The sequence below is a fragment of the Micromonospora sp. KC606 genome, assembly GCF_004348675.1.
In the GTDB taxonomy this organism is placed as follows: Bacteria; Actinomycetota; Actinomycetes; order Mycobacteriales; family Micromonosporaceae; genus Micromonospora.
Window position 1 is genome coordinate 1 of the sequence record NZ_SMKN01000287.1, and the last position, 6063, is coordinate 6063.

Here is a 6063-nt window from a genome sequence, read left to right on the forward strand (position 1 = left end):
CTCCTAGGGTGGTGGTGTGGCCCGCAGCGTCTACCTGACCAGCGTGGGGTCCGGCGGGGGTAAGTCCACCATCGCCCTCGGCCTCGCGGAACTCCTCTCCCGACAGGTCGAACGGATCGGCGTGTTCCGGCCGCTCGTCAGCGACGCCGCGCCGGATCCGATTCTCGCCCTGCTCACCGACCGGTACCGGATCGACCTGCCGCAGCGGGCACTGAGCGGCGCCAGCTACGCCGAAGCCGCCGCGCTGGCCGCCGACGGCCGCCGGGAGGAGCTGATCTCCCGGATCGTCGAACGGTACCGGGACCTGGAACGCCGCTGCCCGGCCGTGGTCGTGGTGGGCAGCGACTTCGCCGACGGCGGAGACGGCGCGGCCCCCCGCGAGCTGGCCTTCAACGCCCGGCTCGCCACCGAGTTCGGCAGCGTGGTGGTCCCGGTGGTGGACGGCTTCGGGCAGTCGGCCGACGCGGTCGCGGCGACGGCGCGCGGGGCGTACCACGATCTGGTGGACCTGGGCGCGACGGTGCTGGCGGTGATCGCCAACCGCGTTCCCGGGCCGATGACCCTGCCCGAGCTGCCCGTCCCCGGGTACGCCATCCCGGAGGTGCCGGCGGTGTCGGCGCCGACGGTGGCCGAGGTGGCCTCGGCGCTCGGCGCCACCCTGCTGGCCGGGGACGACGCCGCGCTCGGCCGGGACGTGCTCGACTACGTGGTCGGCGCCGCGCACGTGCCGATCCTGCTCGACCACCTGACCGAGGGGGCGCTGGTCATCACCCCCGGCGACCGGGCGGACCTGTTGGTCGCGGCGAGCGCCGCGCACGTCGCCGGGCAGGTCCCGCTCGCCGGGGTGGTGCTCACCCTCGGCGAGCCGCCCGACCCCCGGGCGATGCGCCTGGTCGAGGGGCTCAACACCGGGTTCGCCGTGCTCTCGGTGCCCAGCGACAGCTACCACACGGTCGAGGCGTCCAGCCGGATCGAGGGTCGCCCCAGCCCGGCCAACCCGCGCAAGGTGGAGGCCGCCCTCGGCGCCTTCGAGCAGAACGTGGACACCGTGGACCTGGCCCGCCGGCTGCGGGTCAGCCGCTCCGAACGGGTCACCCCGCTGATGTTCGAGTACGACCTGATCGACCGGGCGCGGGCCACCGCCCGCCGGCTGGTGCTGCCCGAGGGGACCGATGAGCGGATCCTGCGCGCGACGGAGATCCTGCTCCGCCGGGGCGTGGCCGACCTGACCCTGCTCGGTCGCCCCGACGACGTCGCCCGGCGCATCCGGGAGCTCGGCGTCGACATCACCGGCGCCGAGGTGGTGGACCCGGCCACCAGCGGGTGGCGGGACGCCTTCGCCGAGAGGTACGCGGCCCTGCGCGCCCACCGGGGCGTCACCGTCGAGTTGGCACACGACATCGTGGCGCAGCCAAACTACTTCGGCACCATGATGGTGGCGACCGGGCACGCCGACGGCATGGTCTCCGGGGCCACCCACACCACGGCGGCCACCATCCGCCCCGCGTTCGAGATCATCCGCACGGTGCCGGGGGTGTCCGTGGCCTCCAGCGTCTTCTTCATGCTGCTGGCCGACCGGGTGCTGGTCTACGGCGACTGCGCGGTCAACCCCGACCCGGACGCCACCCAGCTCGCCGACATCGCGATCTCGTCGGCCGACACGACGGCCCGGTTCGGCATCGAGCCACGGGTGGCGATGCTGTCGTACTCGACCGGCGACTCGGGCTTCGGCGCGGACGTGGAGAAGGTCGCGGCGGCCACCGAGCTGGTCCGCGAGCGCCGGCCGGACCTGCTCGTCGAAGGGCCGATCCAGTACGACGCGGCGATCGACCCGCAGGTCGCGGCCACGAAACTGCCGGGCAGCCCGGTGGCGGGACGCGCCACGGTCTTCATCTTCCCGGACCTGAACACCGGCAACAACACGTACAAGGCGGTGCAGCGGTCGGCGGGCGCGGTGGCGGTCGGCCCGGTGATGCAGGGCCTGCGCCGGCCGGTGAACGACCTGTCCCGGGGCGCGACCGTCGCCGACATCGTCAACACCGTGGCGATCACCGCCATCCAGGCGGCCGGGTCGCCGGAGGAGGTCCCGTGACCGATCGGGTGCTGGTGCTCAACTGCGGGTCGTCGTCGGTGAAGTACCGGCTCTACGACGGCGAGACCATCCGGGACCGGGGCACCGTGGAACGGGTCGGCGAGCCGGGCGGCGGGCCCGCCGACCACGCCGCCGCCGTACGCGGGATCCTGGACCGCCTCGACCTCGCCGGGTTGCGCGCGGTCGGGCACCGGGTGGTGCACGGCGGCCGACGGTTCAGCGAGCCGGTGCTGGTCGACGACGAGGTCTTCGCCGCCATCGGCGACCTCGTGCCGCTCGCGCCGCTGCACAACCCGGCGAACCTGGCCGGGATCGAGGTGGCCCGCCGGGCGTTGCCGGACGTCCCGCAGGTCGCCGTCTTCGACACCGCGTTCCACCACACCCTGCCCGAGTCCGCCGCCACCTACGCGATCGACCGGGACACCGCCGAGCGGTACGGCATCCGCCGCTACGGCTTCCACGGCACCTCCCACGCGTACGTCTCGAAGCGCACCGCGGACCTGCTCGGCCGGCCGTACGCCGAGCTGCGCACCATCACCCTGCACCTGGGCAACGGGGCGAGCGCCTGCGCGGTCGACGGCGGTCGCAGCGTGGCCACCTCGATGGGCATGTCGCCGCTGGAGGGCCTCGTCATGGGCACCCGCAGCGGCGACCTGGACCCGGCGGTCGTCTTCCACCTGCGCCGCGAAGGCGGGATGGGGGTGGACGAGATCGACGACCTGCTCAACCACCGCAGCGGGCTGCTCGGCCTGACCGGCGTCAACGACATGCGTGAGGTGCTGGCCCGGCGGGCGGCCGGCGATCGGGCCGCCGGGCTCGCCTTCGACGTCTACTGCCGCCGGATCACCGGCTACGTGGGGGCGTACTACGCGCTGCTGGGGGTGGTGGACGCGGTCACCTTCACCGCGGGGGTGGGCGAGCACTCCGGCGAGGTCCGCGCGGCGTCGCTGGCCGGCCTGCAACGGCTCGGCATCCTCGTGGACCCGGACCGCAACGCCGGGTCCGGGGACCGGGTCGTCTCGCCGGACGGCGCGGAGGTCACCGTCTTCGTGATCGGCACCGACGAGGAGCGAGAGATCGCCCGGGAGGCCCGCGCGGTGGTCGCCGCGCGCCGCTGACACCACGACTGTCCCGGCCCGCTGCCTCCGTGCCCGGCCGGCGGTCCGCCCCGCCGGCCGTCCGCGCGGTGCTGGCCACGGTCAGCACCGGCCATCAGGGGCCGTGACCGCCGGCACGGCGGCGACCGGGGTCGCCGCCGCGCCGGCCACGGTCAGTCGGCGCAGGCCAGCCGGGCCGCCGCCCAGTCGCCGTGGTCGTTGCCGTTTCCGTCACCGCCGTCGGTGATCCGCAGTTCGAGCCGACGTCCGCCGGTCACGTCGACGGTGAGCGACTCCGCGCCGGCCGAGCCGGTCAGCACCCCGGTCCGCGCCCGCCGCTCGCCGTCGACCCAGACCTCGAAGACCACCGAACCGCCGGAGCCGGTCTCGTCGTCGACCCCCACGTCGGAGCGGAAGGAGGTGCAGCGGCCGGCCATGTCCAGGGAGACCACCGACGGCGCGTGCGCACCCAGCCCCTTGTCGTACCGGACGCCACCGATGGTGAGCGGTCGGCCGTCACCCCGGGGCTGCTCGGCGTTGCTGCGGTCCTTCTCCACCGGACCCCAGCCGTTGGCCTCGTCCACCCACGGCAGGTCGCTCAACCAGGCCGACCCGGCCGGCAGCGGGGTCCGTACGGTGGCCGTCGCGGTCACCGTGTCACGGAACCCGCCCCCGGAGGTGGCGGCGACCGTGGCGGTCAGCTGGTGCGACCCGAGGTCGGTGCCGGCCGGCGCGGTCACCTGGAACACCGCCGTTCCCGGCGTGCCGGCCGCCACCGTGCCCAGTTCGGCGGTGGCCGGGGTGACCGTCCAGCCGGCCGGGGCGGCCAGCGTCGCGGTGACCTCGCGCAGGCCGTCGGCGCACCGGGCGGAGACGGAGACCTCGACCCGCTCGGCGGCGCCGGCGGTGACCTCGCCGTCGGCGCGTACCGCCACGTCGGGCGGGCACGGGGCGGCGGCCTGCGAGTCGACCACGCCGCCGGCGCGCACCTCGGCTTCGGTGAGCGGGCGCAGCACCAGCTCCTGGTGGTGGCGGGCGGTCGGGGAGACCCGGAACGGGTTGAGCACGGAGTTCGGGGTCTCTCCCATGCCGGTCTCCTTGGCCGCCGCGTGCAGGGTCACCCAGCCGTCGTTGCGGACCAGCGGGAGCTGGTGGTCGTACTCGGCCCGGTCCAGGTCGTCGTACGGGGTGACGCTGACGTCGAGGTCGCCACCGACCAGCAGCCCCGACTGCTTCCCGTCGCTGAGGGTGGCCCAGGCGGCGTCGGTGTGGTTGCCGTACGCCTGCGGCCGGGAGTAGCGCACGTACTCCTGCTCCACGGTGGACTTCCAGACGCCCATCAGCGCGCCGGAGCGCCGGTCGTTGTACGTCTCGTGCGGGCCGCGCCCGTACCAGGCGAACCGGTCGAGGTCGTCGTTGACCTGGATGGCCACGCCGACGCGGGGCAGGTAGGGCAGCGAACCGGCCCGGGAGCCCCTGGCCTGCACGTCGTTGCTGAGCGTGATGGTGCCCCGGGCGTCGATCCGGTAGGTCTGCGTCTGGTCGAACGACAGCAGCGCCTCCGTGTCAGGCCCGGCCGAGGTCGACCGCACCCGGACGACCACCGCGCCGCCCTCGGTCGACGTCTCGAACCCGGTCACCGTGCTGCGCAGCCGGTCCAGCCCCACCTCGTGCCAGATCCGCCGGTCGTCGGTGCCCCAGCTGTAGGTCTCGTTGCTGGTCGGAGGGCGGTACACGTCGAGCTGCGGGCCGGCGCGCAGCAGTTCCCGGCCGTCGCCCCGCATCGAGGTGAGCAGCCCGGAGCGGGCGTCGAACCGGTAGCGCCAATCCTGGCCGGCGACGGTCAGTAGGTCCCCCTCACGGGTGGCCGCCGGGGCGGGTCCGGTCGGGGCGGGGCCGGGCAGCACGCCGGGCACCGTCCGGCCGCCGAGACTGAACTGGTCCTGCCCGACGATCCAGCCGCGCTTCGCCCACGCCACGTCGTGCCTGCTGGTCGCGACCAGGGTGAGGTGGCGCTGCCGGTCGTGCGGGTTGGCCGGTGCCGCGCCGAGATCCAGGTCGACGGTCTGGCCCGGGGTCAGGGTCAGGGTGCGGCTGCCGGAACGCAGCGTACGGTCGACCTCCTGCTGCGCCCACCTCAGCTCCACCCGGAGCGTGCCGGCCTGTTGCTCGTTGTGCACCCGCACCTTGCCGGCCGCCGCGTCGGTGGCGGTGAACCGGATCGGGGCGTGCGCCCAGGCCATCTCGTGGACCTCCGGCTGGAGGTAGCGGTCGGAGCCGACCAGGCCGTCGGTGCCGGAGAGGCTGAGCCCGAGGCTGAGGAAGTCGCCCTGGCGGTCGAACCGGTCGAAGTCGAGCGCGAGCGCCGCCCGGTCGACCGGGTCGGCGGCCAGGTCGGTGGCGGTGAGCGCGGCCGGGTAGATCCGTACGTCGTCGACGAGCCCCCGCCCGGTCCGGGTCCGCAGGCCGTCCTGCTGGGTCTCGGCGTCGCGCCCGACGTTCACCTCGTACAGCCCGGGGTCGATCGTGCCGGTGCGGGCGGCGGTGGCCACCTCCCGGCCGTCGATCAGCAGGCGCAGGGTGGCGCCGTCGTAGACGCCGGTGACCCGGTGCCAGTTGTCGTACCAGTCGGCGGGGACGTCGGCGGCGACGGTGGCCCGGCCGGCTCCGGCGCGTACGCCGAACTCGAGGGTGTCGGAGTCGCGCATCTGCAACCCGTACGACTGGCCCTTGGTGAGGATCGGGAAGCTGCCCGCCCACTGGCCGGGCTTCACCCAGGCGTCCAGGGTGAGCGCGGACCCGGTCACGTCGAGCCGCCGGTCCCGGAAAACGTCGACCCAGTCGTCCAGGCTGGACAGGCCGATCGCCTGGCCC

At 74.6% G+C, this 6063-nt stretch carries 3 protein-coding genes; 2 read left to right on the top strand and 1 reads right to left on the bottom strand.

Annotated elements, in window-relative coordinates:
- Positions 1–16 precede the first annotated feature (16 nt).
- Both pta and E1193_RS29310 read left to right on the top strand, forming a co-directional pair.
- Positions 17–2092 carry a phosphate acetyltransferase gene (gene pta / locus E1193_RS29305; protein ID WP_132186403.1) on the top strand — a complete coding sequence of 692 codons (2076 nt, stop codon included), beginning with the start codon at positions 17–19 and terminating at the stop codon, positions 2090–2092.
- Positions 2089–3210, top strand: a complete 1122-nt coding sequence (locus E1193_RS29310) for an acetate kinase (protein WP_132186404.1) — start codon at positions 2089–2091, stop codon at positions 3208–3210. Before pta ends, E1193_RS29310 begins: the two co-directional genes overlap by 4 nt.
- Positions 3211–3362: 152 nt before the next feature.
- On the opposite strand, the gene E1193_RS29315 is transcribed toward E1193_RS29310, so the two are convergent.
- Positions 3363–6063, bottom strand: a 2701-nt coding sequence (locus E1193_RS29315; protein ID WP_207922918.1) for an NPCBM/NEW2 domain-containing protein, incomplete at its 5' end; no start/stop codon positions are given.